This window comes from Methylobacterium guangdongense (assembly GCF_038442355.1).
Classification (GTDB): domain Bacteria; phylum Pseudomonadota; class Alphaproteobacteria; order Rhizobiales; family Beijerinckiaceae; genus Methylobacterium; species Methylobacterium guangdongense.
Genome location: NZ_JBBXMX010000013.1, coordinates 64,889 through 90,789, shown reverse-complemented (window position 1 = coordinate 90,789; position 25,901 = coordinate 64,889). Strand labels below are relative to the sequence as shown.

Below are 25,901 nucleotides of genomic sequence, written 5' to 3'. Positions count from 1 at the left end.
TTCAGGCGGGCGGTCTAGCCTCCGCGCATGGATCCCGTCTCCGTCGCCGCCGCCGTCCAGATGCTGGGCGCGGCCCAGAACCAGCAGATCGGCGTCGCCATCGCCCGGCAGCAGCTCGCGGCCGACAAGGCCGTGGCCGGCCTCGTGGCGGAGGGCGCCCAGAACGCGGCGAACGCCGGGCCGCCGGCGCCCCCCGGCCAGGGTCTGAGCGTCGACCTGCGGGTCTGAGCGCCCATGAGGGATCTCATCGGGGCACCGCCCTTTTCCCGGGCGCATGCAGCGAGAGCGGAATGCGACTCGGGATCCAGCGCAAGACATCGCGCAGCGTCCGACTGAAACAACCTGTGCCGCTGGCGCGGCGCTCCATGTGCTGGATCCCGGATCACCTTCCACTGCGTTCCAGGCGTCCGGGAAAGGGCGCGCTTTACGCGGACAGGTCGGAGCCCTGGTCAACACGATCCCCGCCAGCGCGTCGTCACGTGAACAGCGCGGTTCGCCCAGAAGAGATCAGCGCTTGCGCACGAACTCCGTGCGCAGGACCAAGCCCTTGATGGTGTCGTGGCGGCAATCGATCTCCTCGGGATCGTCCGTCAGGCGGATCGACCGGATCACCGTGCCCTGCTTCAGGGTCTGGTTCGCGCCCTTGACCTTCAGGTCCTTGATCAGCGTGACCGAATCGCCGTCGGCGAGCAGGTTGCCCGAGGCGTCGCGGACCTCGGCCCGGGCCGGCGCCGCCGAGGCCTGTCCCGGCGGGAGCCACTCGCCGGTCGCCTCGTCGTACACGTAAGTCTCGTCGTCGCCCGTCAAATCCCAAACCCCCGGTTCGGATCGGGCCGGGTCCGTCAGGATCTCTCGGGCCCGCATCCGCGCATCCCGCCACACCGAACCGGCAACCGATTCGGCGGGGGACGGCCGAGCTTAGCCGATCGGGCCGGCCCCGCGCGAGGGCGGGGCCGGGGAGGGGGGTGCGGACCGGGCCTTACCGCTTGAGCGGCCCGGCCTCGATCACGTCCTCGACGGTCCGCAAACCGGCGCGGGGCGAGTTGACCAGGCAGGCCATGTTGCCCGGCGGGTGCTGGTTCTTCCACATCTTGGTGTGGGCCTGGGGGATCTTGTCCCAGGGGAAGACCTCGCTCATGCAGGGGTCGATCCGCCGGTCGAGCACGAACTGGTTCGCCGCCGAGGCCTGCTTGAGGTGGGCGAAGTGCGAGCCCTGGATCCGCTTCTGCCGCATCCAGACGTAGCGGGCGTCGAAGGTGATGTTGAAGCCGGTCGTGCCGGCGCAGAACACCACCATGCCGCCGCGCTTCACCACCAGCGCCGAGACCGGGAAGGTCGCCTCGCCGGGATGCTCGAACACGATGTCGACATCCTGCTTGCCGGTGATGTCCCAGATCGCCTTGCCGAACTTGCGCGCCTCCTTGGTCCAGGCGTGGAACTCCGGCGAGTTCACCTTCGGGAGTTGGCCCCAGCAGTCGAAGTCCTTGCGGTTGATCACGCCCTTGGCACCGAGGCTCATCACGTAGTCGCGCTTCGACTCGTCCGAGATCACCGCGATGGCGTTGGCGCCGGACGCCGCGCAGAGCTGCACGCCGAACACGCCGAGGCCGCCCGAGGCCCCCCAGATCAGCACGTTCTGGCCCGGCTTCACCGTGTGGGGCGCGTGGCCGAACAGCATGCGGTAGGCGGTGGCCAGCGTCAGCGTGTAGCAGGCCGCCTCCTCCCAGGTGAGGTGCTTGGGCCGCGCCATCAGCTGGCGCGACTGCACCCGGCAGAACTGCGCGAAGGAGCCGTCCCCGGTCTCGTAGCCCCAGATGCGCTGCGAGGGCGAGAGCATCGGGTCGCCGCCGTTGCACTCTTCGTCGTCGCCGTCGTCGCGGTTGCAGTGGACGATGACCTCGTCGCCGACCTTCCAGCGCTTCACCTTGGAGCCGACCTTCCAGACGATGCCGGAGGCGTCGGAGCCCGCGATGTGGTACTCGCCCTTGTGGACGTCGAACGGCGAGATCGGCTCGCCGAGGCCGGCCCAGACGCCGTTGTAGTTGACGCCGGCGGCCATGACGTAGACCAGCACCTCGTCGTCGCCGATCTCCCAGACCGGCAGCACCTCGAGCTGGTGGGACTGCTCCGGGGGCCCGTGGCGCTCGCGCCGGATCGCCCAGGCATACATCTTGGCCGGCACGTGGCCGAGCGGCGGGATCTCACCCATCTCGTAGAGGTCCTTGACCTCCCCGCCCGTCGGACCGACCGCAGCGCTCGCCGCCATCTCGCTCTCCTCTCGTCCCGCGTGGTTCTTGAAGGCCGCGGTTCTCCCTCGCGCTATAGCGGCGTTGCGAAAGGCCTCCAAGTGGGTCGAAAGTCCAAACCCAGAGGATTTCGACGTAAAGACGCCGCCCGCACAGGGGCAGCGTCCACGTATTCAAATTCGGCTTTCCAGGAGACCAAGTATTATTCCGCGCGCCCGCGGCCAGCACCGGCCCCGAGACCTTGCGCGCGGCGCGGCAGGCGTCAGGTGGACTTTATACCAGCGATCGGGCGCCCTCCGGCCGCCTCCCTCAAATCCCGCTGTCGCGGCGCACAAGTTTTTTAAAGCTCCCCGGTGCCGCGCGGGGGCCTCTTGCACTTCCGTCGCGGATGACGCGTGCCCAAGCCTTCGCTACGGTGGCGGCAAGGCTGCGCCGCGCGCGCGGATACAAAGATCAGATGGAGGCCAGGATGGGCGCGAGCGCCGCGGAGACCCGGAGCGACAAGTCTAGCCGCGACAAGCCCTGGATCATCCGCACCTATGCGGGCCACTCCACCGCAACGGAGTCGAACAAGCTCTATCGCGGCAACCTCGCCAAGGGCCAGACCGGCCTGTCGGTGGCCTTCGATCTGCCGACCCAGACGGGCTACGATCCCGACCACGAGCTGTCGCGCGGCGAGGTCGGCAAGGTCGGCGTCTCGATCGCGCATCTCGGCGACATGCGGACCCTGTTCCAGGACATCCCGCTCGCCCAGATGAACACCTCCATGACGATCAACGCCACCGCCCCCTGGCTGCTGGCGCTCTATCTGGCGGTGGCCGAGGAGCAGGGCGCGCCGCTCGCCGCCCTCCAGGGCACGACCCAGAACGACATCATCAAGGAATACCTGTCGCGCGGCACCTACGTGTTCCCGCCCGCGCCCAGCTTACGGCTCACCAAGGACGTGATCCTCTTCACCACGAAGAACGTGCCGAAGTGGAACCCGATGAACGTCTGCTCCTACCACCTGCAGGAGGCGGGGGCGACGCCGGTCCAGGAGCTGTCCTACGCGCTGGCCATCGCGATCGCGGTGCTCGACACGGTGCGGGACGACCCCGAATTCGACGCCGCGAGTTTCTCCGACGTGTTCGGCCGGATCTCGTTCTTCGTGAACGCCGGCCTGCGGTTCGTCACCGAGATCTGCAAGATGCGGGCGTTCTCGGAACTCTGGGACGAGATCGCCCAGGAGCGCTACGGCATCGACGACCCGAAGAAGCGCATTTTTCGCTATGGCGTTCAGGTCAACAGCCTCGGATTGACGGAACAGCAGCCTGAGAACAACGTCCACCGCATCCTGATCGAGATGCTGGCGGTGACGCTCTCGAAGCGCGCCCGCGCCCGCGCCGTGCAGCTGCCGGCCTGGAACGAGGCGCTGGGCCTGCCGCGGCCCTGGGACCAGCAATGGTCCATGCGGATGCAGCAGATCCTGGCCTTCGAGACCGACCTTCTGGAATACGACGACATCTTCGACGGCAGCCACGTGATCGACGCCAAGGTCGAGGCGCTGAAGGCGCAGACCCGGGCCGAGCTGGAGCGGATCGGCGGCATCGGCGGTGCGGTGGCGGCGGTCGAGACCGGGGCGCTCAAGCGCGCGCTGGTCGAGTCGAACGCCCGGCGCATCTCGGCCATCGAGGCCGGCGAGCAGATCGTGGTCGGCGTCAACAAGTGGCAGCAGGGCGAGCCCTCGCCGCTCACCGCCGGGGAGGGGGCGATCTTCTCCGTCTCCGAGACGGTGGAGATGGAGGCGCAGGGCCGCATCCGCGAATGGCGCAGCCGCCGCGACGAGGGGGCCGTGGGCCAGGCCCTCGACGCCCTGGAGCAGGCGGCGCGCTCGGGCGCCAACATCATGCCGCCCTCGATCGAGGCCGCGAAGGCCGGCGTCACCACCGGCGAGTGGGGCGCGCGCCTGCGGACGGTGTTCGGCGAGTACCGGGCGCCCACGGGCGTCACCCTCGAGACGGTCTCGTCCGGGGCCGCCGAGGAGGCGAAGCTCCTGATCGCCGATCTCGGCGAGCGGCTCGGCGAGACGCCCAAGCTCGTGGTCGGCAAGCCCGGCCTCGACGGGCATTCCAACGGCGCAGAGCAGATCGCCCTGCGCGCCCGGGATGTCGGCTTCGACGTCACCTACGACGGCATCCGCCAGACCCCGGCCGAGATCGTCGCCAAGGCCAAGGAGACCGGCGCCCACGTGGTCGGCCTGTCGATCCTGTCGGGGAGCCACGTGCCGCTGGTGCGCGAGGTCCGGGCCAAGATGCGGGAGGCGGGGCTCGACCACATCCCGGTGGTGGTCGGCGGCATCATCTCGCCCGAGGACGAGCTGGTCCTGAAGAACATGGGCGTGCGCGCCGTCTACACGCCGAAGGATTACGCCATCGACCAGATCATGGTCGGGCTCGCCAAGGTGGTGGAGCGGAATCTCGCCCCGGCCGAGGCGCCGCCGAAGCGCGACGCCGTGTACTGAGCGGGGTCCACAGGGGCGGCCGCCGATCCCGCGGCGCGGAGCCCGTATCCGGACGGGGATCCGAAGCATCGTCCCGGGACTCGGAACCGGGGCGATTGCCCAGGCGCGGCCCCTCGGGACGAGGCGGAGGTTCGGACCGGGACGGCTGTCGCCCCGGCGCCCTGTCGCAAGATGTCGATCAATGCTGCGATCCGACCCCAGGTAGATAATACTGCGGCACCGAAGCTTCCGACAAGCGTCTGCCGCACCGACGACCGCGATTGTCACATTTGAGGCGAGAGAGAATTTGTAGCGTCGCCGGACTGCTTCAAGGGTCCGGGGATTCGCGATGGCGCTGTTCGAGTTCGTCAGCCTGCGGTGGCGCCTGCTGCTGGGCGCCGGCGCGCTGGGTGTCGGCGCGCTCGCCGCCGTGACGCTGTCCGGCTCGGCGTTCATGACGGCCGCCGGCGAGCGATCCGCCGACGGTCAGGTCCGCGCGCTCCTGGCCGAGTACACCCAGACCGTGTCGCGCGAGATCGGCCACGCGGTCGACGTCTCGGCGACCGTGGCGCAGGGCGTGTCGGGGCTGATCGCGGCCGGCAAGCCGATCGACCGCGACGGGATTCGCGGCCTCATGGGCAGCGTGATTCGCGCCAACCCGGACTTCGTCGGCCTGTCGGTGGGCATGGAGCCCGACGCGCTCGACGGCCGGGATGCCGAAGCCGGGCGCTTTGCCGTCTACGCATTCTCGCGGGGCGAGCAGGAGCCCGGGTTCGAGCCGCTTCCCCTGACGCAGGAAGCGGGTGCCGAACGCTGGTACGACACGCCGCTCCGCGAGAACCGGCGGGTCCTCGTCGATCCCTACGACTACGTCGTCGACGGCAAGACGGTGCTGATGACCACCGCGGTCGGGGTGATCAGGAACCGTGCGGGCGCGGCGATCGGCATGGCCGGGATCGACATGTCGCTCGCCGCCGCCAAGGCGTTCTGTGCCGGCCTGTCGCCCTTCGGCGTGGGGCGGGTCATGATCGCCGCCAAGGGCGTCTGGGTGTCCCATCCGGACCCTGCGCGCCTCGGCAAGCCCGTGACCGAGCCCGCCTTCGTGGATCTCCTGGGGAGGGTCGAGCGCGGGCGCGGGGACGGGGCCGAGGTCCGGATCGTGGCCGGGCCTGAGGGGGACGCCGAGTTCGTGGCGGCGGCACCGATCGCGTTCCCGGGCGTGACCGAGCGCTGGTCCATGATCATGACGGTGCCGCGCGCTGTCGCGCTGAGGGGCGCAACGGAGGCGCGGAACGCGATGACCCTCGTCGGCACCGCCATCCTCCTGGGACTTCTCGGCCTGGTCTGGCTCGGCTCGCGCGCCTTCGTGCATCCGACCATCGTGATGACCCGGTACATGCGCGATCTCGCCGAGGGTGCGGTCGGGGCGACGGTTCCCTACCTCACGCGTCGGGACGAGATCGGCGCCATGGCCCATGCCGTCGATGTCTTCCGCCAGAACGCGATCGTCCGGTCCGAGCTCGAGGCGGCCCAGCGCGCGGAGCACGAGGCGCGGCGGGGGCGCGTCGAGCGGATCGACGCCCTGGTGGCGGCCTTCCAGCGCACCGTCACCGGGTCGCTGGAGGTGGTCACGGCGGCGGCGTCCGCCCTCGACGGCACGGCGCGCACGATGGGCCGCCTCGCCGACATGACCCGCAGCCGAGCCGCCTCGGCGCAGCGTGCCGCCGGAGAGACGGCGGTCAACGTGCAGTCCGTGGCCGCGGCCGCGGAAGAGATGGTCGGCTCCCTCGCGGAGGTCGAGCGCCAGGTCGACCAATCCAGCACGGTGGCGGCTGATGCCGCGCGCGAAGCCGAAGCCAGCAGCCGCATCATGGAGAATCTGCGCTCCGCCACCGATCAGATCGGCGCCGCCGCGACCACGATCGCGTCGATCGCCTCCCAGACCAACCTCCTGGCGCTGAACGCCACGATCGAAGCCTCCCGCGCCGGCGCGGCGGGCCGGGGCTTCGCCGTGGTCGCCACCGAGATCAAGGCCCTGGCCGATCAGACACGCCGCGCCACGGAGGAGGTCGACCAGCAGATCGCCGGCATCCGGTCGGCGACGGAGGAGACCACGGCGGCGCTGCAGGCGATAAACCGCATCGTCACCTCCATGTCGACGATCAGCGGCACCATCGTCGAGGCGGTGCGGGCCCAGACCGGGGCGACCGGCGACATCTCCCGCAACGCGGGCGAGGCGGCCCAGGGCACGCTGACGGTGACGGATCACGCCGCCGGCGTGCTCACCGTCTCGACCGAAGCCAACGCGGCGGCGGATCAGGTGCTCGCGGCGGCGAAGAACCTCGCCGCACAGTCGCAGATCGTCAATCGGGAGGTCGACGCGTTCCTGCGCGACATCCGGGCCGCGTGACGCGGCGGACCTGACCCATAGCCCGCATCCTGCCGGCCCCGGTGCGCGCCAGGCGCGGATGAGCACAGGACATTTTTACTTCCCACAATGACGGACTCACATCGGAAGCCGCCGCCACAGTCTACGGCTTGCATTATCTGCGCGCCTCGATTTTCATTATCGACTTTGATACAATTTCATCTAGGGACACCTGAAGAAAAACAGATTTCGCGCCCCGCAACGGCTGTGTTATGCGACAGGAAACCTATGGAAGAAACCTCAAGATTCGACACGGGATAGAGGCACGACGCCATGCGCTCCAGCATCACGATCGCCACCAAGCTCGGCCTCAGCCTGGCTGCCCTGGTCCTCCTCATCGTGGCGACCTACGTCCTGGCGCTGGTGGAATTGCGCAGCGTGAACACCACCGCGGCGGAGATGCGGGACGTCCGCCTGCCGGCGACGGATACGCTGGGGCGGATCGGCATCCTCGTGATGCAGCTGCGGGTCAATGGCGGCCGCCTGATCACGGCCGACACGGATGACCTGCGGGCCTCCGTGAAGGCCAAGATCGCCAAGCGCGAGCAGCAACTCGCCGAGAACTATGCCCGCTTCGAAGCCCTGCCGCTCACCCAGCCCGAGCGCGACAGCTTCGCCAGCCTGCGCCGGCACATGGCGACCTACGATGCGGAGCAGGCCCGCGCCATGGCGATGGTTACGGCGGGCGATAGTCCCGGCGGGCTGCACCACTTCAACGCGACGATGTCGGAGCGGATCAACGACGTCCTGACGGATTGGGACCGCTTGGTGGCGCTGAACGCCGCCGGCAGCACGGCGAGCGGCGTCGAGCTCGCGCAGAGCTACGAGCGGGCCAACCTGTCGATGCTGGCGCTCGCCGCCCTCGCCCTCGTGGTCGCGGCCGGCGCCACGCTGCTCGTGATGCGCGGCGTCAGCCGGCCCCTCAAGGCCATCACGCGGGCGACGCAGCGCCTGGCCGGCGGCGACACCGAGGGCGAGATTCCCGAGCAGCAGCGCGGCGACGAGATCGGCCAGCTGGCCGGCGCGGTCGTGATTTTTCGCGACAGCCTGATCCGGACCCGCACCCTCGAGGCGGCCTCGGCCCAGGCCCAGATCGACAGCGAGCGCCGCGCAACCACGGCGGCGATGGCCGACGCGTTCGAGCAGGCGGTCGGCACGATCGTCGGCGGCGTCTCCACCTCCGCGGCCGCCCTGGAGGCGACGGCCCGGTCCCTGACGGCGAGCGCGGCGAAATCCTCCGGTCAGTGGAGCTCGGCCGCCTCCGCGGCGGGTGAGGCCGCCGCCAACGTCAGCACCGTGGCGGCGGCCGCCGAGGAGCTGGGCTCCTCCGTCGAGGAGATCGGCCGGCAGGTCAGCGGCTCGGCGCAGCTCGCCCGGACGGCGGTGAGCGAGGCCACCGAGACGGTGGCGCTGGTGCAGGATCTCAGCGCGGCGGCCGCGACGGTGAACGACGTCGTGGCGCTGATCTCCGGAATCGCGGCCCAGACCAACCTGCTGGCGCTCAACGCCACGATCGAGGCCGCCCGCGCGGGCGCGGCCGGCCGCGGCTTCGCGGTGGTGGCCAGCGAGGTCAAGGCGCTCGCCGAGCAGACCGCCAAGGCGACGGAGGAGATCACGGGCCAGATCGGCCGGATCCAGAACTCGACGGGTCGCGCGGCGGCGGCGATCGACGGGATCGGCCGGCGCATCCGCGAGATCGACGGCGTGGCGGCGAGCATCGCGGCCGCCGTGGAGCAGCAGGGGGCGGCGACCCAGGAGATCGTGCGCAACGTCGCGCAGGCGGCGGCCGGCACCGGCGCCGTCACGGGCACGATCGCGGACCTCGCCCAGGCCGCCGAGGAGACCGGCACGGCCGCCGCCCAGGCCCTCGGAGCCGCCACCGAGATGGCCCGGCAATCCGAGCATCTCACCGTCGAGGTTGGCCGATTCCTCGCGACGGTGCGGGCCGCGTGATCCGCCCCCTCACGGTCGCGTCAGGGATCGCGTAGGAGGGCGCCATGCCGTCCGCCCTGCCCACGATCCTCCTCCTCGCCGTCCCGCTGGCTGCAGCCCTCTCGGCGGGGCTGATCCTGCGCCTCTTCCCGCTGCTGCAGCGCTATGCCCTGGCGCGGCCGAACGCCCGTTCCAGCCACAGGGTACCGACCCCGCAAGGGGGCGGGATCGCCGTGGTGACGGGGCTGGTGACGATCTCGGGCCTGCTGATCGCGGCCCCCGAGATCGGCGGCCGGCCGGACTGGATCTGGCTGGCCGGCTGCACGCTGGCCCTGGCGGTTCTGGGCGCCGTGGACGACGTGCGCCCGCTGCCGGCCGGCCTTCGGCTCGTCGCGCAGGCCGTGGCGGTCGGCCTGCTGGTCTGGCACCTGGACGGACGGTTGCTGCCCGGCCTTCCCCTCGGACTCGAGCGCGGCCTCGCCCTCGTGGCCGGCCTGTGGTTCGTGAACCTGACGAACTTCATGGACGGGCTCGACTGGATGATCGTGGCCGAGATCGTCCCGGTCTCCGGCGCCCTGCTGCTGTTCGGCCTCGCCGGTCTCCTGCCGCCGCTGCCGACGCTGGTGGCCGCCTGCCTGCTCGGCGCGGTGCTGGGTTTCGCGCCGTTCAACCGGCCGGTCGCAAGGCTTTTCCTCGGAGATGTCGGCGCGCTGCCGATCGGGCTCGTCACGGCGTGGCTGCTCTGGCATCTCGCCTTGGCGAATAGCTCGGCGGGCGGTCTCGCGGCCGCCCTGCTGCTGCCGCTCACCTACCTCGCCGATGCCAGCCTCACCCTCGCCGCCCGAGCCCGCCGGAGGGAGCGGATCTGGGAGGCGCACCGGGGCCACTTCTACCAGCGGGCCACCGTGAACGGCCTCACGGTCCCGGGCGTGGTGGGGCGGGTCTTCGCGGTCAATCTCGCGCTGGCGGCGCTCGCCGCCGCGACCTTGTTTTGGCCGTCCTGGCCGGTCACCCTCGCGGCACTCGCGGCCGGGCTCGCCCTGGTCGCGGCCCTGCTCCGCCGCTTCGCCCGCGCCCCGGCGCCGGCCTCCGAAGGTGCCGCCCACCCGTGACCGGACTGATCGCGCTCACCGGGGCGACCGGGTTCATCGGTCGCCACCTGCTCGCCGACCTCACCGCCCGCGGCTACCGGGTGCGGGTGCTGCTGCGCCGGCCCACCGCCCTGCCGGAGGGCGCCGCGAGCGCGGTGGTGGGCGACCTGACGCGCCCGATCAACATGGCCGCCGCGCTGGCCGGCGTCGACGCGGTGGTGCATTCGGCGGGCCTCGCGCATGCCATGTCCGGAGCGCCGGAGGACGATTACCGCACCCTCAACACGGAGGCGACGCGCCGGCTCGCCGAGGCGGCGGCGCGCGCAAAGGTGCGCCGGTTCGTGTTCCTGTCCTCGATCCGCGCGCAGGTGGGGCCGAGCGCGCCGGGCGTGGTCGGGGAGGGTGATCCCGCCGCGCCCACCGACGCCTACGGCCGCTCCAAGCTGGAGGCCGAGCAGGCGCTCGCCGAGACCGGGCTCGACTGGGTCGCCCTGCGCCCGGTCTTGGTCTACGGCCCGGGGGTGAAGGGCAACATGGCCGCGCTCCTGCGGCTCGCCCGCAGCCCCTACCCACTGCCGCTCGGCGGCCTCGCGGCCCGGCGTTCGCTCATCGCCCTGGAGAGCCTGTCGGGGGCCGTCGACACGGTCCTGCGGGCGCCCGGCCCCGTGCGGGCAGCCCTGATCGCCGCCGATCCGGACCCGCTCAGCCTGCCCGAGATGATCGCGGCGCTCCGCGCGGGCCTCGGGCGCGGCCCGGGGCTCGTCCCGGTACCGGCCGGCCTTCTCAAGCTGGCCTGCCGGATGACCGGCCGGGACGCGCAGTTCGCGCGTATCGCCGAGGGGCTGGTGGCCCGCGCCGACGGCCTGGCGGCGCTGGGCTGGCAGCCGGCGGGATCGACCCGGGACGGGCTGGCGCGGCTGGCGCAGGCGGGCGGCTGAAGAGTCCGAGATCCCAAAGGGATCATCCCTTTGGCGGGTGTCGGGCAGAGCCCGACGAACCTCCCAGGGCATTGCCCTGGATCCCAGACAAGGGATGATCCCTCTCGAAACCCGGTTACGCCGCGCTCATCGCGGCAGCCGGCGCGCTTCGCGCCACCTGCTGGGCGTGACGCTCGCGGAAATGCGGCACCGCCGCCTCGAACACCGCCTCGGCGGCGGCCCGGTCGCCTTCCGCCACGGCGGTACGCAGCGCGGCCACCCAGGCATCGAGCCGCACCCGGTCGGCGAAGTTCGGCCGCGCCGCCATCACCCCGTCGATCCCTGGAAGCGCCACGCGCGGCTCGTCCCGGGCGAACAGGATCTCGTTGAGCCGCTCGCCGGGCCGCGCGCCGGTGAACGCAATCTCGATCTCCGCGCCGGGCTCGAAGCCGGCGAGCCGGATCATCCGCTCGGCGAGGTCGGCGATCCGCACCGGCTGGCCCATCTTGAGGACGTAGACCGCGGCGCGCTCCGAATCCGGCGCGGTGCGGGCCTCGCCGTCGGCGTGGGAGGCGGCCGTGAGGACGAGGTCGCAGGCCTCGCGCACGGTCATGAAGTAGCGGACCATCTCGGGATCGGTCACCGTCACCGGGCCGCCCCGGGCGATCTGCGCCTTGAATACCGGCACCACCGAGCCGGCCGAGCCCAGGACGTTGCCGAACCGCACGGCGATCAGCCGGGTGGGGTGATCGGGTCGGGTGGATTGCTCGGCGTCCAGCGCCTGGGCGACCATCTCGGCGAAGCGCTTGGTGACGCCGAGTTGCGAGACCGGTTCGATCGCCTTGTCGGTGGAGATCATCACGAGCGCCCGGGCGCGGGCCGCCACCGCGGCCTCGGCGACGTTGATCGAGCCGAACACGTTGGTCTTGATGCCCTCCTGCCAGTCCCGCTCCAGGTAGGGCACCTGCTTCAGGGCGGCGGCGTGGAGCACGTAATCCGGCCGGAACGCCGCGATGACCTGATGCGTCCGCTCCCGGTCGCGGATGTCGGCCAGGACCCCCGTCACCGCGGCCTCGGCGGCCAGGATCGCCGGGTGCGTGAGGATGCCGTGCAGGGCCGGCTCGGAGGCGTCGAGCACCAGCACGGCGGCGGCCCCGAACGCCACGGCGCGCAGGCAGATCTCGGAGCCGATCGAGCCGCCGCCCCCCGTCACCACCACCCGGCGTCCGGTGAGAAACGCCTCCAGGCGCGCCCGGTCGATCGGCACGGTCGGGCGCAGGAGCAGATCCTCGATCTCCAGCGGCGCCAGTTCCGGGCCTTGGTTCGCCCCTTGCGCGCCCTCGCCGAGGCCGGCCACCCGGGCGAGCGGCAGGCCGAGCCGGCGGGCGCGGGCGATCAGGTCGTCGGGCGACGCCTCCGGCACCAGGGCGCTCGGCGTCGCCACGAGGCGCCGCACCGGCTCGCCCCGGGATGCGAGATCGGCCACCACCCGCTCCAGATCCGGGAAACCGCCGAGCACGGCCACGCCGCGCATGAACTGGCCGCGCTCGTCCGCCCGCGGCGAGAGGATGCCCCGGGGCGCGAGCTTCTTCACCGAGCCCGCCTCGATCGCCCGGATCAGCACGTCGATATCGGCCCCGCGCCCGAGGAGCAGCGTCGGCACGGTGGCGGCCCGGGCGCTCGACTGCCGGGAGCGCGTGTCCTTGAGGTAGCGGAAGGCGAGGCGCGCCCCGCCGAGGAAGAAGATCTGCAGGACCCAGTAGAGCAGGATCGCGATCTTGCCGAAGAAGTAGAAGCCGTAGAGGTCGGCCGAGACCAGGACCCAGTCGGTCACCAGCAGGGCCAGCGCCAGCACGCTCGCCGCCCGGACGATGCCGGCGAGATCCTGCAGCGAGGCGAAGCGCCACTTGGTCCGGTAGAGCCGGAAGCGCGCGTAGACGAGGCCCGCGAAGGCCAGGAACGGCGGCAGCAGCAGGGGCAGGGCGTGCAGGCGCTCGTCCAGCATCCCGCCCTGGAAGCGGAACAGGAAGGTGAGCACCACGGCGGCGGCGGTCGCCGCGAGGTCGTGGGCCACCATCACCGCGGTCTTGTAGAAGCGCTGCTGCATCGGGGGCCGGATGGGGTGCCGCGGGGTATCCGTCGCGGCTCCCGTCCTGTCAACGCACCGCGGCCGCAGCGCGCCGAACGGACGCGCGGCCGTCCGCCGATTTACCTGAAGAGACCGCCGGAGAAGCCGGTCTTGAAATTCTTCTGATAGATCCGGCCCTTGACCGGATCGAGCTTGTCGACGAGCAGCAATCGGACGCGCTCGTTGAAGTCTTCGGTGGTTACGGTCTGTGCTCGACCGGTGATCAGGATTCTGGCCATCATCGCCTCCGCATCGTCGCCCAGGGCACAGGATTGCGCGGAGGGTCGTTTGAACTTGGGGTATGGGTGAGCAATTACAATCGGAACGGGTGACAATGGGTCGGCATCAGGTCAAAGCCCGGGCCGCTTCCCCGGCCGCATCGTCGACCCGGTCGATGTCCGGGGCTTCGATGTGCCGGTAACGGGCCTGAATCAGCCCGAAGGCCCCGAAGGCGGCGTGGCCCGCCGCCACGAGCCCGAGCAGGATCCAGCCGTAGGGCTGGGCGCGCAGCAGGGCGAAGGCCTCGGCCAGCCCCTTGGCGTCGGACGAGCGCTGGTGCCACGCCGCCGCGACGAGGAAGCCGCCGATGATCAGGAAGGCGAGGCCCCGCGCGGCGTAGCCGGAGCGGCCGATCGGCCCGGCCCAGCGCGCGCGGGCCCGACCGTCGAGGGCGAGCCGGTCGGTGACGTCCCCGCGCCACGCCTTCGCGAGGAAGCCGAAGCCGCCGCCGATCACCGCGAAGCCGCCGAGCGCCACGAGCCAGCGGCCAAAGGGCTTGGCGAGCAGCCACGCGGTGCCGTCGTGCATCCCGTCGCCGCCGCTCATCCCGAGCCCGAGGCTCAGGGATGCGGCGCTGGCGGCGAGGCCCACATAGAGCGCGGCGCTGACGAGATGCGCCCCGCGCACCGCCAGGCCCTTGATCCCCGTGCCACGCCGGTCGGCATCGGTGACGGCCTCGACGAGACGCCAGAGCGCGAAGCCGGCGAGCCCCAGGGCGATCAGGCCGACGATCGCCGCGCCGAAGGGCCCGGCCAGCACGGTGCGCAGGGCGTCCTTGCTGTCGCCGGCGCGTCCGCCATGGCCGAGCGCCGCCAGCAGGGCGAGCCCGCCGACCACGAGATAGACCACGCCACGGGCACCGTAGCCGAAACGGGCGACGCGCTCGATCGTGTTGCGGCCGCCGGGAAGGGTGCTCATGCCGGGATCTGCGTGCGGGGGATCGGACGTCCGATGCGGACCCGATCAACGCCCCGCGGGGCGTGCCCGATCCGTTGCCGGCACAGAGACCTGCACCGGTCTACATCGGCGTGCGCTCGGCCCGGCCGGTCAGCGCCACGTAGAAGCCGAGCCCATCCTGGGCCGGCAGGGTTTGCAGGCGCTCGATCAGGCCGCGGCGCTTCGCGTCGAGGAGCAGGCGCCCGGCCGGCTGGAACAGGGTTTCGCCGCCGCCCTCCGGGGGTGGGTCGAGCCGGATCGCCACGGTCTTGCCCTTGGCGAAGCGGCTGCGCTCCAGCATGTCCTTGAGGGAGGCCTCGGCCCGCGCCCGGTTGGCGCCGCGCAGGTCGAGCACCGATTCCGCGTCCGTCACCCCGAGGGAGCCGCGCAGCTTGGCCGCATAGAAATCTTCGAAATGGGGCAAGTCGGTGCCTTGGTGCTCTGCCGGGCCGGGGATCCGGCCCTTGAGTCGGGTGCGGCTCAGGACGTGAGCCCGCGATAGATGTCGCGCACCGGCACGGCGCCATCAAGCTCCGGCAGCGCCACGGTGCCGTCGAGCCCGACCGCCGTGCCGCCCCAATCCGCGGCCTCCCGCCGCCAGACCTCGACCCGGGCCTCGTCGGAATAGACGATCAGCAGAACCTTGAGGCTCGGCACCGTCCGGTAGAAGTCGAACTTGCGCCCGCGGTCCAGGCTCATGGTCGAGGGCGAGAGCACCTCGGCGACCAGCAGCGGATCCGCGGCATAGCCGTCCGGCAGGGGCGGGCCGCAGCGCACCATCACGTCGGGGATCGGCGCGAAGTCGTCCATCGCGTCGCTCAGAATCGCCAGACCCGGCAGGGCGCGGCAGCCGCGCGGCTCGGCCAACGCGTCGAGGCGTCCTGCCAGATTCATGACGATACGCTGATGCCGCTCCCGGGGCGGCGCCATGAGCACCAGCTCGCCGTCGAGCAGTTCCCAGCGCTCGTGCTCCGGGCGGGACTCCACCCAGAGCCGGAACCCCGGCACATCCATCCCTGCATCGCGCTTCACGGCCAGAGCCATCGCCGACCTCCGATCCGGTCTGAGGGTAGCACCGGCGCGGCGGCCCGCACCAGCGCCGGTTCAAAAGGTCACGCGGTCGTAGATCTCGGCCACCGGCAGGGTGCCGCCCAGTTCCGGCAGGTCCACGACACCGTCCGGTCCCACCACCCGCATGACCCAGTCGGCATCGCGCCGCCAGACCTCGATCCGGGCCTCGTTCTGGTAGACGATCAGCAGGGACTGGAGGCTCGGCACGGTGGCGTAGAAGGCGAGCTTGCGTCCCCGGTCGTTGGCCATGGTGCCGGGTGAGAGAACCTCGACGATCACCAGGGGATCGTCGACGAAGCCGGTCGGCGGCATCGGCCCGCAATGGACCACGACATCCGGGTAGGGCGCGTAATCGTCCATCGCATCGCTCAGGATCGCCAAGCCCGGATAGGCGCCGCAGCCGTGCGGCTCGGCGAGGCCATCAAGGCGCTTCACGAGGTTCGTGACGATGCGCTGGTGCCGCGCGCTCGGGGGCGCCATCAGCACCGGCTCGCCGTCGAGCAGTTCCCAACGCTCATCGTCCGGGCGGGGCTCCACCCAGCGCCTGTACGCGGCGACGCTCATGCGCGCGTCGCGCTTCACAGCCCGTGCCATGACGGCCTCCGATCGCGACTCGGAGCCTAGCACGGACCGGGTTCCGCGACGACGGTTTCAGTCGGCGTCATGCTGCGCGCGCGTCGCGCCAGCCGCCAGGAAGCGCTGCGGGTCGACCGGCACGCCGTCGATGCGGGTCTCGTAGTGCAGATGCGCCCCGGTGGAGCGTCCGGTCGATCCGACGGAGCCGATCATGTCGCCCGCGGCGACGCGCTGGCCGGGCGAGACCGCGATCCGGGCGAGATGGCCGAACCGGGTGGTCAGGCCGTGGCCGTGGTCGATTTCCACCATGTTGCCGTAGCCGCCCGCGGCCTCGGCGGCGATGACCCGGCCGGGGGCGGTGGCGCGGGCGGGTTCGCCGTACTCCGCCTTCAGGTCGAGCCCGGTGTGGAGCGCGAGGCCCCGGGTGAACGGGTCGAGCCGGGTTCCGAACGGGCTCGACACGACCGCCACGCCCCGGATCGGCCGGCCCAGCGGCAGCCCGGCGGCGGTCCGGCGCAGGCGCTCGCCATCCGCCAGGGTCCGGCGGGCCAGGGCGAGGCTCGCCTCGAAGCCGGCCCCGTCCAGGATCCGGCTGTCGAGGGGGACCAGCGGGCCGCCGATCCCGTCAGACGGCGCGTCGAAGCGCGCGGGATCGAGGCCGGTCCGACGGATCAGGCCGCGCAGCCGCCGGACCTCGTCGCCGGCCCGCGCGGCCAGGCCGGCGAGGCGCTCGCCCTGGGCCGCCTGCAGGCCCTCGAGGCGAGCTTCCAGGCGGATCAGCCCGGTCTCGGCCTCGAGGGCGCTTCGGCGCGGCTGGGCGTGGGTGGGCTCGGCGCCCTCGTCGGAGCGCAGGTCGGGCTCGTCGTCGACCGGCGTGAGCCCCGCACCCGGGCGCGGGGCCAGCGCGCCGGTGGCGGCCGGGTCGGGGGGCGTCTGCCGCCCGAGGCCGGCCAGGGAAGCGGTGCGGCGCTCCAGCTCGGCCTGCCGCTCCAGCGCCGCCGCGACGCGGTCCGCAAGCCCGGTCTCGGTGCCGGCCCGGTCGCGCCGGTCGCGGTCGAACCGGGCGCGCAGCTCCGCGAGCTGCGCCTCGTAGGCGTCGCGCATCGCCCCCTGCCGGGCCACGAAACCGGCCAGCACCTCGTCGTGGAAGACGATGAGGTACGTCGCGCCGAGCGCCCAGAGCAGCGCGAGCGCGAGCGCGCCGGCGAGCCACGGCGCGGCCCTGCCTGACGCGGAGCGGGAGACGATCTTCAAACCATGCATCGGGACGGCCCCGTAGGAGCCGTCATTCAATACTGGGTAAGGTTAAGGATCCGTCGAGAGTCGTATCGATGCGGCTCGTCTTGCCTCAAGGAAGCGCGCGGGCGGCCTCCAGCACCGCCTCGGCGTGGCTCGGGACCTTCACCTTCGACCAGACCTTCGCGATCCGGCCGTCGCGGTCGACCAGCACGGTGGTGCGCTCGACGCCCATATAGGTGCGCCCGTACATGCTCTTCTGGACCCAGACGCCGTAGGCTTCGAGCACGCCCTTGTCCTCATCCGAGGCGAGCGGGAACGTAAGGCCGTACTTGCCGCAGAACTTGTCGTGGCTCTTCACCGGGTCCGGCGAGAGGCCGACGACCTTCGCGTCGGCCGCCGTGAAATCCGGCAGCAGGCGGTTGAAGTCCTGCGCCTCCAGGGTGCAGCCGCTCGTGTCATCCTTCGGGTAGAAGTAGAGCACGACTTTGTGACCCTTGAGCGCGGACAGCGCGATGCGGCCTCCCGCAGAGGCGGGCAGGTCGAAATCCGGGGCCGGATCGCCCTCTGACAGCGGCATCGTGCCTTCCTTTCGGCCGATTGATGATGTGCAACCGATCCCGTGCCCGGCACCACGCAAACGCGCCGCGCACGCCCGAGCCAAAACCGGAGTCGCGGCCGCTGTAAAGCGCGGACGCGCTTCGATCCACCGGCCGCGGAGCCTGCGGGCTCTGCGGGCCACAATTCCCGCAACAAGGGTCCCGATGGCGGACGAGACGACGTCGGCACGCAGGCCCCGCGGGAGGGCACGGCGCGTAGGGGGCTTCTGCCTCGTGAGCGCGCTCGCCCTGGTGCTGGTCCTCGGCGCCGGGATCGGCCTCGTGGCCCTGCGCCTGTCGAACGGGCCTCTGCAGATCGATGGCCTGTCGCGCCGCGTCGCCGCCGCCGTGGCCGAGCGGATCGGCCCGGGCTGGAGCATCGGCATCCGCGGCAGCAGCCTCGAGATCGACCGCGAGAACGCCCTGAGCCTGCGCTTCTCCGGCCTCGACATCCGCAACCCGCAGGGCGACCTCGTGGTGCGCGCGCCCCTGGCCCTCGTCAGCCTCGACCTCTGGGGGCTGCTCCGGCTCAACCTGCAGCCGCGCTCCATCGAGTTCCGCGAGACGCAGACCACCGCGCTGCTGCACCGGGACGGCTCCATCGCGTTCGCGGCCTCGGAGGCCAATCACCCGGTCGACATCCAGCCGCACACGCCGCCGAGCGTCGACGCGGTCCGGGGCAGCGTGTCGCCGCTCTCGGCCGCCCTCGCGTCGATCTTCGGGGTCGTGCTCGATTCGAGCGGCGTGGTCGGCGCCCTCGACCGGGCCCGGATCACCGATGCGCGCCTGCGCCTGATCGACGACGACGGCCGCGAGCGTGCGGTCTTCGCCCGGGTCAACGGCCTGTTCGGACGCGATCCTGCCAACGGCACACGCACCTTCGAGCTGCGGCTCGACGGGCCGCACGGCGAGTGGCGGTTCGGCGGCGCCCTGCGCGACGGGGGCGAGGGCCAGGAGCGCTCGGGCGTCATCACCCTCGACGACCTGCCGGTCACCGACCTGCTGCTGCTCTCGGGCCAGTCGGGCCTGCCGCTGACCACCGACCTCAAGGTCTCGGCCCGCGCCGACGTGAGCCTCGCGGCCGGGCGCATCAAGACGATGACCGCCAAGGTTCATACCGGCGACGGCACCTTCCTGATCGAGGAGAAGGACTTCAACCCCGTCACGGTCGAAAGCCTCGACGCGACTCTGAACTGGGACGAGGCCGGCCGCGTGATGGCGCTGACCGGCCTGGATTACCGCGGGGCCGGCAACGCCGTGCACCTGACCGGTGCCTGGACCGGCAGCCCGGCGGACGCCGCCACGGCCTGGACGGCGACGCTCACGAGCCGGGACGCCACCCTGCGCGGGGCGACGCCGAAGGACGCGCCGGTGAAGATCGACGCCCTGGACGCGCAGCTCTCCGGCCGCGACGGTGGCATCGCAATCGACGCGCTCAATCTCGCCGCCCCGGGCGTGACCGGGACGATCACCGGGACGATCGGCACCACGGCCGACGACGGCGGCCTCAACCTCCACATCGTCGGCCATGACGGCGAGGTCCGGACGGGCCTGCGCCTCTGGCCGGAGCATATCGCGCCGCCGGCCCGGACCTATCTGGTGGACCAGCTCCGGCGCGGCCGCGTCGATTCGGTCGACATCCGGGTGAAAATGTCCGGGACGGTCCTGGCCGCCGCCACCCGGGGCGAGCCGGCGCCGGACGACGCGGTCCATATCGACTTCCACGTCTCGGACGCGGCGATCGACGTCACGGCCGATGCGCCGCCCGTGACCAAGGGCAACGTCGTCGGAACGATCACCGGGCGCTCGACCACGGTGCGCAACGTGACCGCCGAGGTCCACGGGCCGGACGGGCGCGGGCTGACGATCACGGACGGCAGCTTCGTCATCCCGCAGATCACCCCCGACCGGGTGGTGGCGCAGATCGGCATGCGGCTCACCGGGGGTGCCGACGGCATGGCCTCGGTGCTCCAGGCCAAGCTGTTCAAGAGCGTGATGAGCGTCGATCTCGACCCGGCCACGATCAAGGGCAGCGCCGACCTGCGGGTCGATTTCCCCCTCGACCTCAAGCACATCCCCGACCTGCCCGACCTGCCGCTGACCCTGACCGGCACGCTGGGCGATCTCGCGGTCGACAAGGTCATGGGCAAGGACCGGCTGGAGGCGGGCCGCTTCTCCCTGTCGTACGACCGCGGCGCCTTCACCCTGAAGGGCGATGGCCGGGTCGCGGGCGCCCCGATCTCCGTGGACCTGCGCCAGCCGAAGGTCGGCCAGCCGGGCGAGGCCGTGGTCAACCTCGCCCTCGACGACGCGGTCCGGGGCCGCAAGGGCCTGCCGACCGCGCCGCAGCTCACCGGCACGATCCCGGTCCGCGCCGTGGTGCCGATCGGCCGGCCCGGGACCGGCAAGCCGCCGATCCGGGTCGAGGCGGATCTCGCCAAGGCGGGGATCGACGGGCTGCTCCCGGGGCTGACGAAGCAAGCCGGCAAGCCGGGGCGGCTGACCTTCACCCTCGTGGATGGCGGCCAGGGGCTCGAACTGCGCGACTTCGCCTTCGATGCGGCCCCGGCGCAGGCCCGCGGCACCGTCTTGATCACGCCCGAGGGCGGCCTGGAGCGGGCCGATCTGACGAACTTCAAGCTCTCGCCCGGCGACGACCTGCGCGTCGGCCTCGACCGGACCGGCAGCGGCTACAAGGTGGTGGTCCGGGGCGCGGTGGTGGATGCCCGCCCGTTCCTGAAGTCGCTCGGCGGACCGGACGGGAAGGGCAAGGACACGAAGGACACGAACCCGAAGGATATCGACGCCGACATCCAGGTGCCGATCGTCACGGGCTTCAACGAGGAGGCGCTGACCGGCGCCAACCTGCGGCTGTCGCTGCACGGCAAGACTTTGCGGGCCGCCACCATCAGCGGTCGCTTCCGCGCGGCGCCCTTCGCGGCCTCCGTCACCCGGGGCGAGCGCGGCGTGCCGACGCTGGCGGTGGATTCGGCCGATGCCGGCGCGACGCTCCGCTTCGTCGACATCTACCGGCGGATGCATGGCGGGCGGCTCAATGCCGGGATCGGCCTCAACGACGGCCCGCAGGCCGGCGTCGTGCAGATCCGCGACTTCACCCTGCGCAACGAGCCGGCTTTGTCGAGCATCATGGCGCAGGGACCAGAGCCGGCCGACACCGACGCCGCCCGCGGCCGCCGGGTCGCCCCGGGCCGGGCGGCCGGCGACGTCACCTTCGACCGGATGCGCGCCAACTTCGTCCGCACGGGCACCCGGGTCGCCTTCAGCGACGCGGCGATCTCCAACGCCGCCATGGGCTTCACCCTGTCGGGCTGGCTCGATACCGGGCAGGAGCGCACCCTGATCGACGGCACCTTCGTGCCGCTCTACGGGCTGAACAACGTCGCCGCGCAATTGCCCCTGCTCGGGCCCCTGCTGGGCGGCGGCCACAACGAGGGCCTGTTCGCCGTCAACTTCCGCGTCTCCGGCAAGCTCGCCTCCCCGGACGTGAGCGTGAACCCGCTCTCGGCCATCGCCCCGGGCTTCCTGCGCAAGCTGTTCAGCGCCGGGGGCGGCCCCTTCGCCGACGGGATGCAGGCGGTGCCGCAGTAGAGTCTGGTTTCGAAAGGGCGAGCCCTTTCGCGGGTGCAGGGCAGAGCCCTGTTGTCGAGCTTCGCTCGATGTCGAGCTTCGCCCTGACGACCCACCGAAGGGCGTTGCCCTTCGGAAACCCGTGACACGCCCATCGCGAGTCGACAGACCGGAACCCCGTCAGGTCAGGGGCGGGCAGCCCGGAAGAGCCGCCCGCCGCCCCTCTCACCCGCGGATGAAATCCGCGATCACGGCCGGCGCCGCCGCGTCGAAGCCGACCACGTCGAGCATGCCGGGATCCTCCGGGTCGGCGATGCTGAAGCCGTTGGAGACGAGCCCCACGACAACCAGCTTCGCCGGGATCCCGGTCTTCTCCCGGTACGCCCGCAGCGCCTGGACCGGGTGGACCGGCCCCGCCCAGGTCTCCGAGTCCGTGTAGACCACGAACGCGTCGGCCTTGACGCCCCGCTCCAGCGCCCAGCGCATCGGCAGGGCGCAGTCGGTGGCGCCGAACGGCAGGTCGGCGGTCGCCCGCACCGCCTGATCGAGCCGCATCGACGGCCCGATCGTCAGCGGCGTCAGCGCGCTCCCCTGGTTCCAGGCCCGGCCGGCCTCGGCCGTGAAGCCGAGCACCTGCCAGCGCTCCTCGGTCGCCGCGGTGACGAGCGCCATCGCGGCGGCGGCCTCCCGGGCCGTGAGCGTCGAGCCCGCGACCCAGCTGCCGCCCATCGACCCCGACACGTCCAGCGCCAGGACCAGCCGCTTGCCGGTCGGCTCGACCGCGCTGAACGCCGTGTAGAACGCGGCGTTCAGCGCCTCGACGATCGCGTCGACCGGCTCCCAGGCGCGCTTGCCCCGCTGACCGTGCCCGGAGGCGTAGGTCTTGAGGGCCAGCAGCAGCGCCATCGGGTGGAGGCGCGCCCGGAGGATGCGCTCCCGATCCGACAGCACCGCCCGGACGTGCTCCGTGGCCTCCGAGAAGGGCGCGAGCACCCCCGCGGCGGTCAGGCGGCCGAGCTGGCGCACGAGGGTACCGACCGGCATCCGCGCGATCAGGGCCTCGTTCACCGCTGGGCTCGTCATCAGCCCGGTCGGCAGCGCCTCCCAGGGCAGGCCGTGCGCGCGCACCAGGGCGGCGGCCACCGCCCCGTCGACGCCCTCCGCCTGCACCTGCGCGAAGGCGTGGACGATTTCGGGGGCAGCCTCGGTCACGGTGCCGCGGCAGATCCAGTCGAACAGCGCCTTCCGGGCCGGCTCATCCGTCTCCGGATGGGCCAGCCGCAGGAGGTCGCGGTGCGACCAGCCCTGGCGCGCCCGATACTTCACCGCCTGGAAGGCCAGGGCCTCCACCGGCTTGGCGCAGTACCAGCCGCCGACCGCCCGGCGCAGGCCCCGGCCCCAGCCGCGCATCGCCTCGACGGCGTCGGCGAACTGGAACAGGTGCGTGCCGGTCCGACAGACGCGCGGCAGGGCCGCGAGCGCCGCCCGGCGCGTCGCCAGATCCGGGGACGCCGCCGCGAGCGCGAGGGCGAAGATCGCCGGGTCCTGCTTCGGAGCCCGGCCCGCCTCGCTCACCGCCACGATGGTGGCGACCGCCCGGGCGCCGTCCGCCGCGATGCAGCGCTGCACGGCGACCGCGTTCTCGACGGTCAGCGCGCGCGGGCTCGCGTAGTACGAACCGCCCTCGGAGCCGAGGATCAGGAACCGGTCGAGCCGGGTCCAGTCGCTGACCGCGAAGGCATGGCCTCCGGCGGCGTTCGGCACGGTGCCGGGAATCGGCTCCGCCTGCGGGGTGGCGCGGAGCCGGAACATCTGTGCAAGTTTCGTCATGGCGGGCTCCTCTCGTTCTCTCCTCTCTCCAGCGCGGCCCCTCGCGGGCCGGTGGCTCGTGACGGCGCGCGCAGACACGCGGAGGAGCGGGCATGCGCCGTCCTCCGCCCGCCCGGGCGGCCGAAATCGCGTGTCGTCAGGGGCCGGCGGACGGCCGTGCGGTCATGGGTTTGGAACGGGGTGACGCTCCCGGCTCGCGCCGGAGGGGTGGCTCACGCCGCCCGAGCGGCAGGCCTCGCGGCCTGCGGGATTCGAACCCGTTTCTCCAGATAACCCGTTCCTTTCGGCCCGCACGGCCGTGTTCCCGCCGGTCGATCCGGTCCTCGTCCCGGGCCGGCGGCGGCGAAGGGTTTGTCCGATGCTCCGCGTGAGCTACAGGCCTTGCACCCGCACCCTTCGGATTATCGAGAACCTTCGCCTTCCGGCCCGTGTCCGGGCGATGCGGTCGTGGTGTGAGGAACGGTGTTCGGTGCTCTACCCGCTGAGCTACAGGTCTCACAACCCGGCGGGATTCGAACCCGCGACACACGCCTTATCGAGGTAACCGTTCCTCTCCGGCCCGCATCGTTGGCCAGGATCCGCGCACGATCGGTTTCGCGGCGCCCTGCGGTCATGGTGTCGGGGACGGGTTGCTGAGCTCCGAGACCTTGCGGCCTCGACGGAATTCGAATCCGCAGCCTCCACGGGGCGAGCCCGCGGCGCTCATACCGATAACCGTCCCCTGTCGGCCCGCAGGGCCTTCGAAGGATCGTACAGGGATGTCTGATGAGCGACCTGGCGGCCGCGCCCGCCTTCAGCCTCTGAGGCCGAGGTCCCCAGGATACGGCCTCGATGGCCGCATCAGCCCGGGACGGGCAAACGCCGCGACGCCAATGCCGTCGTGCTGTCTCATGCCATGCTCCGTCCAAACGGGGCTTCGGGTGACGCGGGCATGCCGATGACGGCTCGGGATGGTCCGGTACAAGGATAACCGAGCGTCTCCGGCCCGCGCCGGTGAACGTTAACGGTCTGCCGGTCATGAACGATCGAGGCGGACTAGCCTTATCATCCCCTTGGCCCGAAAGCCGTAAGGGTCGGGGGTGATGCGATAACCTCAGATCACCGGCCCGGCAGGCCGATGGCGGGGGTGATACGGCTGCGCTTCGCTGCCGTCAACGGGAAACTTGAAGATTCTTTCAGTTTGCGCGATGACCGCCGCATGATCACTTCGGCCCAGATCCGCGCCGGTCGCGGACTCCTCAAGTGGACGCAAGGGGTTCTGGCGAGCCGCGCCGCAGTCTCCGCCGTCACCCTGAACATGATCGAGAGCGATCAGGTCCAACCCCGCAACCGGACCCTGGAGGCGATCCGCACCGTCCTGGAAGGGGAGGGGGTCCGGTTCTTCGGCGACGATCAGGACGGATACGGCGTGCTCCTGCGCCCCATCGAGCGGGCTGGTGCCGAGCCGGCACCCGAGCCGGCATCGGCACGAAAAAGCCCGGCGCGGCGGACCGCACCGGGCTGAAGCCAAGTCCCAAGAAAACTACTTCTCGACGAAGGCCTTCTCGATCACGTAGTGGGCCGCCTCGCCGTGGTTGCCCTCCTCGTAGCCGCGGGAGGTCAGGAGTTCCCGGGTGTCGCGGATCATGTCGGGGCTGCCGCAGAGCATGAAGCGGTCGTTCTCGATCGACATCTCCGGCAGGCCGATATCCGCGAACAACTTGCCCGAGACCATCAGGTCGGTGATCCGGCCGCGATTGCGGAACGGCTCGCGGGTCACGGTCGGGTAGTAGATCAGCTGGTTCGCGATCATCTCGCCCAGGAACTCATGCTTCGGCAGCGTCTCCGTGATGGTCTCGCCGTAGGCGAGTTCCTGCACCTGCCGGCAGCCGTGGACCAGCACGACCTTCTCGAACCGTTCGTAGGTCTCCGGATCCTTGATGATCGACAGGAACGGCGCCAGCCCCGTGCCGGTGCCGAGCAGGTAGAGGTGCCGGCCGGGCAGCAGATTGTCGAGCACCAGGGTGCCGGTCGGCTTCTTGCCGATGATGATCGGATCGCCGACCTTGAGGTGCTGGAGCTTGGAGGTCAGCGGCCCGTCCTGGACCTTGATCGAGAAGAACTCCAGCTCCTCCTCGTAATTGGCCGAGACCACCGAATAGGCGCGCAGCAGCGGCCGGCCCTCGACCTCCAGGCCGATCATGGTGAACTCGCCGTTGCGGAAGCGGAACGCCGGATCACGGGTCGTGCGGAACGAGAACAGGTTGTCGGTCCAGTGATGGACCGACAGGACGCGCTCCTCGTAGAACTTGCTCATCGACGGATCAGTCCTCGAATCCTCTGATGCCCGGTTCGGCAGATCCCCGCCGTCCCATCGGACGGGGGCGGATCCTTGCGAGACGGCCCGCCGGGATCCGGATATCAAACATATGCGCGCTGCTTCTTTCGCAGTTGCAGCACGCCCGTCAAGGCGCGACGGGATCACACCCGCGAAAGAAGTGAACGGCCTGGAATCGTTCAAAGATTTAGCGTCTTCGCGGACCCGGCACAGCCGCGCCGCGGACATGGGAGGGTTGCCGCCGACTG

At 71.4% G+C, this 25,901-nt stretch carries 20 protein-coding genes; 8 read left to right on the top strand and 12 right to left on the bottom strand.

Translation table 11 applies throughout. The features are described 5' to 3' along the window. Nucleotides 1–27 precede the first annotated feature (27 nt). A complete protein-coding gene (locus AAHG09_RS21915) occupies nt 28–228 on the top strand; it encodes a hypothetical protein (protein WP_342109611.1) in 201 nt (66 codons plus the stop codon). A gap of 279 nt (nt 229–507) precedes the next feature. Here the strand turns inward: AAHG09_RS21915 and AAHG09_RS21910 are convergent, their stop codons facing one another. Together AAHG09_RS21910 and ccrA are read right to left on the bottom strand one after the other, a co-directional pair. Then, nucleotides 508–807, bottom strand: coding sequence for an alkylphosphonate utilization protein (locus tag AAHG09_RS21910; protein WP_342109694.1), 300 nt, complete (start codon nt 805–807; stop codon nt 508–510). 172 nt (nt 808–979) lie between these two features. Continuing rightward, nucleotides 980–2,266, bottom strand: coding sequence for a crotonyl-CoA carboxylase/reductase (ccrA, locus tag AAHG09_RS21905; protein ID WP_342109610.1), 1,287 nt, complete (start codon nt 2,264–2,266; stop codon nt 980–982). A gap of 449 nt (nt 2,267–2,715) precedes the next feature. Here ccrA and AAHG09_RS21900 point away from each other — a divergent pair, with 449 nt between their 5' ends. The 5 genes from AAHG09_RS21900 (at nt 2,716) to AAHG09_RS21880 (ending at nt 11,114) form a co-directional block, all read left to right on the top strand. Further along, nucleotides 2,716–4,746 carry a protein meaA gene (locus AAHG09_RS21900; protein ID WP_412760073.1) on the top strand — a complete coding sequence of 677 codons (2,031 nt, stop codon included), beginning with the start codon at nt 2,716–2,718 and terminating at the stop codon, nt 4,744–4,746. A gap of 328 nt (nt 4,747–5,074) precedes the next feature. Next, the gene (locus AAHG09_RS21895; RefSeq protein WP_342109608.1) at nt 5,075–7,135 is read left to right on the top strand and encodes a methyl-accepting chemotaxis protein; all 2,061 of its coding nucleotides are present in this window, start codon (nt 5,075–5,077) and stop codon (nt 7,133–7,135) included. Nucleotides 7,136–7,426: 291 nt separating this feature from the next. After that, on the top strand, nt 7,427–9,106 hold the full coding sequence (locus tag AAHG09_RS21890) for a methyl-accepting chemotaxis protein (protein WP_342109607.1): 1,680 nt from the start codon (nt 7,427–7,429) through the stop codon (nt 9,104–9,106). Nucleotides 9,107–9,150: 44 nt separating this feature from the next. After that, complete coding sequence (locus AAHG09_RS21885) at nt 9,151–10,197, top strand: MraY family glycosyltransferase (protein WP_342109606.1); 1,047 nt, start codon at nt 9,151–9,153, stop codon at nt 10,195–10,197. Next, nucleotides 10,194–11,114: an NAD-dependent epimerase/dehydratase family protein gene (locus tag AAHG09_RS21880; protein WP_342109605.1), complete on the top strand. Its 921-nt coding sequence runs from the start codon at nt 10,194–10,196 to the stop codon at nt 11,112–11,114. The genes AAHG09_RS21885 and AAHG09_RS21880 overlap by 4 nt, the downstream gene beginning before the upstream one ends. 115 nt (nt 11,115–11,229) lie before the next feature. On the opposite strand, the gene AAHG09_RS21875 is transcribed toward AAHG09_RS21880, so the two are convergent. The 8 genes from AAHG09_RS21875 to AAHG09_RS21840 form a co-directional block, all read right to left on the bottom strand. Then, the gene (locus tag AAHG09_RS21875) at nt 11,230–13,200 is read right to left on the bottom strand and encodes an SDR family NAD(P)-dependent oxidoreductase (protein ID WP_342109604.1); all 1,971 of its coding nucleotides are present in this window, start codon (nt 13,198–13,200) and stop codon (nt 11,230–11,232) included. Between the two features lie 101 nt (nt 13,201–13,301). Further along, a complete protein-coding gene (locus tag AAHG09_RS21870; protein ID WP_342109603.1) occupies nt 13,302–13,463 on the bottom strand; it encodes a hypothetical protein in 162 nt (53 codons plus the stop codon). 103 nt (nt 13,464–13,566) lie between these two features. After that, nucleotides 13,567–14,418, bottom strand: coding sequence for a DUF1206 domain-containing protein (locus AAHG09_RS21865; protein ID WP_342109602.1), 852 nt, complete (start codon nt 14,416–14,418; stop codon nt 13,567–13,569). A 100-nt stretch (nt 14,419–14,518) separates the two neighbouring features. After that, complete coding sequence (locus AAHG09_RS21860) at nt 14,519–14,860, bottom strand: hypothetical protein (RefSeq protein ID WP_342109601.1); 342 nt, start codon at nt 14,858–14,860, stop codon at nt 14,519–14,521. 56 nt (nt 14,861–14,916) lie between these two features. Further along, nucleotides 14,917–15,480 (bottom strand): Uma2 family endonuclease, encoded by a 564-nt coding sequence (locus AAHG09_RS21855; RefSeq protein WP_342109600.1) that lies wholly within the window; start codon nt 15,478–15,480, stop codon nt 14,917–14,919. A gap of 60 nt (nt 15,481–15,540) precedes the next feature. Beyond that, nucleotides 15,541–16,101 (bottom strand): Uma2 family endonuclease, encoded by a 561-nt coding sequence (locus AAHG09_RS21850; protein ID WP_342109599.1) that lies wholly within the window; start codon nt 16,099–16,101, stop codon nt 15,541–15,543. Nucleotides 16,102–16,158: 57 nt separating this feature from the next. Further along, on the bottom strand, nt 16,159–17,346 hold the full coding sequence (locus tag AAHG09_RS21845) for a M23 family metallopeptidase (protein ID WP_342109598.1): 1,188 nt from the start codon (nt 17,344–17,346) through the stop codon (nt 16,159–16,161). A gap of 85 nt (nt 17,347–17,431) precedes the next feature. Further along, nucleotides 17,432–17,899: a peroxiredoxin gene (locus AAHG09_RS21840; RefSeq protein ID WP_342109597.1), complete on the bottom strand. Its 468-nt coding sequence runs from the start codon at nt 17,897–17,899 to the stop codon at nt 17,432–17,434. Between the two features lie 184 nt (nt 17,900–18,083). Between AAHG09_RS21840 and AAHG09_RS21835 the strand changes: the two genes are divergently transcribed. Continuing rightward, complete coding sequence (locus AAHG09_RS21835) at nt 18,084–21,527, top strand: hypothetical protein (RefSeq protein WP_412760072.1); 3,444 nt, start codon at nt 18,084–18,086, stop codon at nt 21,525–21,527. A gap of 204 nt (nt 21,528–21,731) precedes the next feature. Here the strand turns inward: AAHG09_RS21835 and AAHG09_RS21830 are convergent, their stop codons facing one another. Then, nucleotides 21,732–23,336, bottom strand: a complete 1,605-nt coding sequence (locus AAHG09_RS21830) for a TROVE domain-containing protein (protein ID WP_342109595.1) — start codon at nt 23,334–23,336, stop codon at nt 21,732–21,734. Between the two features lie 1,198 nt (nt 23,337–24,534). Between AAHG09_RS21830 and AAHG09_RS21825 the strand changes: the two genes are divergently transcribed. Further along, nucleotides 24,535–24,840 carry a helix-turn-helix domain-containing protein gene (locus AAHG09_RS21825; RefSeq protein ID WP_342109594.1) on the top strand — a complete coding sequence of 102 codons (306 nt, stop codon included), beginning with the start codon at nt 24,535–24,537 and terminating at the stop codon, nt 24,838–24,840. Between the two features lie 18 nt (nt 24,841–24,858). Here AAHG09_RS21825 and AAHG09_RS21820 read toward each other — a convergent pair whose 3' ends face one another. Further along, entirely contained in the window at nt 24,859–25,632 is a 774-nt protein-coding gene (locus AAHG09_RS21820; protein ID WP_342109593.1) for a ferredoxin--NADP reductase, read from the bottom strand. Between the last annotated feature and the right edge of the window lie 269 nt (nt 25,633–25,901).

What these genes read in the sequence shown, in the direction of transcription:
- AAHG09_RS21915 (WP_342109611.1), top strand. Translation starts at nt 28, where the DNA reads ATGGATCCCGTCTCCGTCGCCGCCGCCGTCCAGATGCTGGGCGCGGCC.
- ccrA (WP_342109610.1), bottom strand. Translation starts at nt 2,266, where the DNA reads ATGGCGGCGAGCGCTGCGGTCGGTCCGACGGGCGGGGAGGTCAAGGAC.
- AAHG09_RS21900 (WP_412760073.1), top strand. Translation starts at nt 2,716, where the DNA reads ATGGGCGCGAGCGCCGCGGAGACCCGGAGCGACAAGTCTAGCCGCGAC.
- AAHG09_RS21895 (WP_342109608.1), top strand. Translation starts at nt 5,075, where the DNA reads ATGGCGCTGTTCGAGTTCGTCAGCCTGCGGTGGCGCCTGCTGCTGGGC.
- AAHG09_RS21890 (WP_342109607.1), top strand. Translation starts at nt 7,427, where the DNA reads ATGCGCTCCAGCATCACGATCGCCACCAAGCTCGGCCTCAGCCTGGCT.
- AAHG09_RS21885 (WP_342109606.1), top strand. Translation starts at nt 9,151, where the DNA reads ATGCCGTCCGCCCTGCCCACGATCCTCCTCCTCGCCGTCCCGCTGGCT.
- AAHG09_RS21875 (WP_342109604.1), bottom strand. Translation starts at nt 13,200, where the DNA reads ATGCAGCAGCGCTTCTACAAGACCGCGGTGATGGTGGCCCACGACCTC.
- AAHG09_RS21870 (WP_342109603.1), bottom strand. Translation starts at nt 13,463, where the DNA reads ATGATGGCCAGAATCCTGATCACCGGTCGAGCACAGACCGTAACCACC.
- AAHG09_RS21865 (WP_342109602.1), bottom strand. Translation starts at nt 14,418, where the DNA reads ATGAGCACCCTTCCCGGCGGCCGCAACACGATCGAGCGCGTCGCCCGT.
- AAHG09_RS21855 (WP_342109600.1), bottom strand. Translation starts at nt 15,480, where the DNA reads ATGGCTCTGGCCGTGAAGCGCGATGCAGGGATGGATGTGCCGGGGTTC.
- AAHG09_RS21850 (WP_342109599.1), bottom strand. Translation starts at nt 16,101, where the DNA reads ATGGCACGGGCTGTGAAGCGCGACGCGCGCATGAGCGTCGCCGCGTAC.
- AAHG09_RS21845 (WP_342109598.1), bottom strand. Translation starts at nt 17,346, where the DNA reads ATGCATGGTTTGAAGATCGTCTCCCGCTCCGCGTCAGGCAGGGCCGCG.
- AAHG09_RS21840 (WP_342109597.1), bottom strand. Translation starts at nt 17,899, where the DNA reads ATGCCGCTGTCAGAGGGCGATCCGGCCCCGGATTTCGACCTGCCCGCC.
- AAHG09_RS21835 (WP_412760072.1), top strand. Translation starts at nt 18,084, where the DNA reads ATGGCGGACGAGACGACGTCGGCACGCAGGCCCCGCGGGAGGGCACGG.
- AAHG09_RS21830 (WP_342109595.1), bottom strand. Translation starts at nt 23,336, where the DNA reads ATGACGAAACTTGCACAGATGTTCCGGCTCCGCGCCACCCCGCAGGCG.
- AAHG09_RS21825 (WP_342109594.1), top strand. Translation starts at nt 24,535, where the DNA reads ATGATCACTTCGGCCCAGATCCGCGCCGGTCGCGGACTCCTCAAGTGG.
- AAHG09_RS21820 (WP_342109593.1), bottom strand. Translation starts at nt 25,632, where the DNA reads ATGAGCAAGTTCTACGAGGAGCGCGTCCTGTCGGTCCATCACTGGACC.